The organism is Bradyrhizobium sp., assembly GCF_030693485.1.
Classification (GTDB): Bacteria; Pseudomonadota; Alphaproteobacteria; order Rhizobiales; family Xanthobacteraceae; genus Bradyrhizobium.
The window spans coordinates 1-2,788 of record NZ_JAUYAN010000073.1; the positions used below are offsets into that span (position 1 = coordinate 1).

General features: G+C 66.9%; 2 protein-coding genes. Both read right to left on the reverse strand.

What is annotated here, in order from left to right; genetic code table 11:
• Positions 1-287 precede the first annotated feature (287 nt).
• Positions 288-1,580, reverse strand: coding sequence for a glutamate-5-semialdehyde dehydrogenase (locus tag Q8N40_RS05485; protein WP_305711092.1), 1,293 nt, complete (start codon positions 1,578-1,580; stop codon positions 288-290).
• Positions 1,581-1,711: 131 nt separating this feature from the next.
• Positions 1,712-2,788: glutamate 5-kinase (gene proB, locus Q8N40_RS05490; RefSeq protein ID WP_305711093.1), on the reverse strand; the 1,077-nt coding region annotated here is incomplete at its 5' end.

Consider the following 2,788-nt stretch of genomic DNA (forward strand, 5'->3'; position numbering starts at 1 on the left):
CTTTTTCCAGGCGTCGGTCGCCGAACCGTCCCAAACTGCCTTCCATTGCTGCCTCCGAATGCCTTTCGGAGCATCGATTCAGAGAATGGAATAAGACACAAGAGCCGCTTTGGAGATGTGTGAATATCGTAGGGCTTGACCGGGCGATCCAGTACGCTGCGACTTATCGGTTGAGCCCGATCGTCTCTGGAATACCGGGTCGCCCGGTCAAGCCGGGCGATGACAGCGGCATTTGCCTCATTCATCAGGGCGGCCCCAAGGGCGGTGTCGAATTTGCAAGAAGGCCTTCACGGCCGCGTCTGTCCGGTGCCGTGGACCCGGTATTTGAAGCTGGTCAGTTGCTCGGCCCCGACCGGACCGCGGGCGTGGAATTTGCCGGTGGCGATGCCGATTTCCGCGCCAAAGCCGAACTCGCCGCCATCGGCGAACTGGGTCGAGGCGTTATGCAGCACGATCGCGGAATCGACCTCATTGAGAAATTTTTGGGCGCTACCCGAGTTCTCGGTCACAATCGCATCGGTGTGATGCGAGCCGTGGTTGTGAATATGGGCGATCGCCGCGTCGAGGCCGTCGACAATTTTCGCCGAGATAATCGCGTCCTCGTATTCGGTGTCCCAGTCCTCCTCGGATGCCGGCTTCACCCTGCGGTCGACGCGCTGCACGGCGTCGTCGCCGCGCACCTCGCAACCGGCGTCGATCAGCATAGTCACCAGCGGCTTCAACATCGCCGATGCAGCGGCGCGATCGACCAGCAGGGTTTCGGCCGCGCCGCAGACCCCGGGGCGCCGCATCTTGGCGTTCAGCACGATCGACTTCGCCATGTCGAGATTGGCGGCGGCATCGACATAGACGTGGTTGACGCCTTCCAGATGCGCGAACACCGGCACCCGCGCCTCGGCCTCGACCCGCGCCACCAGGCTCTTGCCGCCGCGCGGGACGATCACGTCCACGCCGCCGCTCAATCCGGTCAGCAGCAGTCCCACCGCGGCGCGATCCCGCGTCGGCACCAGCGTGATCGCGGCTTCCGGCAGGCCGGCTTCGCGCAGGCCCTGCACCAGGCAATCATGGATCGCGCGGCAGGAACGGAAACTGTCGGAGCCGCCGCGCAGGATTACGGCATTGCCGGATTTCAGGCACAGCACGCCGGCGTCGGCGGCGACATTGGGGCGGCTTTCGAATATCACCGCGACCACGCCGAGCGGCACCCGCACGCGTTCGATGGTCATGCCGTTCGGACGCTGCCAGCTCTCGGTGACGGTGCCGACGGGATCGGCGATGCCGCGCACGGTCGCGACACCGTCGGCCATCGCCTCGATCCGCGCCGGAGTCAGGGTCAGCCGGTCGATGAAGGCCGCGGTCGCGCCGCCATGGCGGACTTCCGCGACGTCCTCGGCATTGGCCGCGAGAATCGCCGCCGCATTGGCGCGAATGGCGCGCTCGATCGCTTCCAGCGCGCGGTTCTTCAGTTCCGGCGAGGCAAGCGCCAGCACCCGGGCGGCCGCGCGGGCCTGGGCGGCAAGCAAGGTCATCAAGGCCGGCAAATCGTCGTTGCCGTCGATCGCCTTCAGCGGCGCGCTCATGTCAGTTCCCTGGTCAATTAAGACCATGTCCTAGCACGGAAATCGACGTTCTGCGAAGGCCGGAGAGGGCATGGCTGGCGGGCGGCGGGGAAGTCCGCTCAATCCAGCCAGGCCATTGGCCCAGCATAGGCTCACCCCCGCGACGTGCCCATTACCAGATCGTCGCGGTGGATCATCTCCGCCCGGCCGCTGACGCCCAGAATGATCATCACGTCCGGCGACGAGCGGCCTTTTATCTTCTCGGCATCGTCGGCGTCATAGGCCACGAGGCCGCGGCCGATCTCGTGGGTGTCGGGGCCGCGCACCACCACGGCGTCGCCACGGGAGAATTGCCCGTCGACCCGGATCACGCCGGCCGGCAGCAGGCTCTTGCCGGCGCGCAAGGCGCTCACGGCGCCGGCGTCGATGGTGAGCGTGCCCTTCGGCTCCAGCGAGCCCGCGATCCAGCGTTTGCGCGCGGTGACGGGATTGGCCGGGGTCAGGAACCAGGTGCAGCGCCCGCCGTCGGCGATCGCCTGCAGCGGGTGCTGGATCTTGCCGGAGGCGATCAGCATGTGGGTGCCGGCCGTGGTGGCGATCCTGGCCGCCTCGATCTTGGTCTGCATGCCGCCGCGCGACAGTTCGGATTCCGCCGCGCCCGCCATCGCCTCGATCTCCGATGTGACGGACTCGACGATCGGAATCAGCCTGGCGTTGGGATTGGCGCCGGGCGGTGCATCGTAAAGGCCGTCGATGTCGGACAGCAGGATCAGCAAGTCGGCGCTCGCCATGGTGGCGACGCGGGCGGCGAGGCGGTCATTGTCGCCGTAGCGGATTTCATTGGTGGCGACGGTGTCGTTCTCGTTGATGACAGGCACCGCGCGCCATTCCAGCAGCTTGGCGATGGTCGAGCGCGCGTTGAGATAGCGGCGGCGTTCCTCGGTGTCCTGCAGCGTCACCAGGATCTGCCCGGCGCCGATGCCGTGATGCCCCAGCACCTCCGACCAGATCCGCGCCAGCGCGATCTGTCCCACTGCGGCGGCGCCCTGGCTTTCCTCCAGCTTCAGCACGCCGCGCGGCAGTTTCAGGCGGCTGCGGCCAAGCGCGATCGAGCCGGACGAGACCACCAGCACGTCGCGGCCCTCGCCGTGCAGTTTTGCGATGTCGGCAGCCAAAGCGGCGAGCCACGCCTCCCGCACTTCGCCCGCATCGGAGTCGATCAGCAGCGA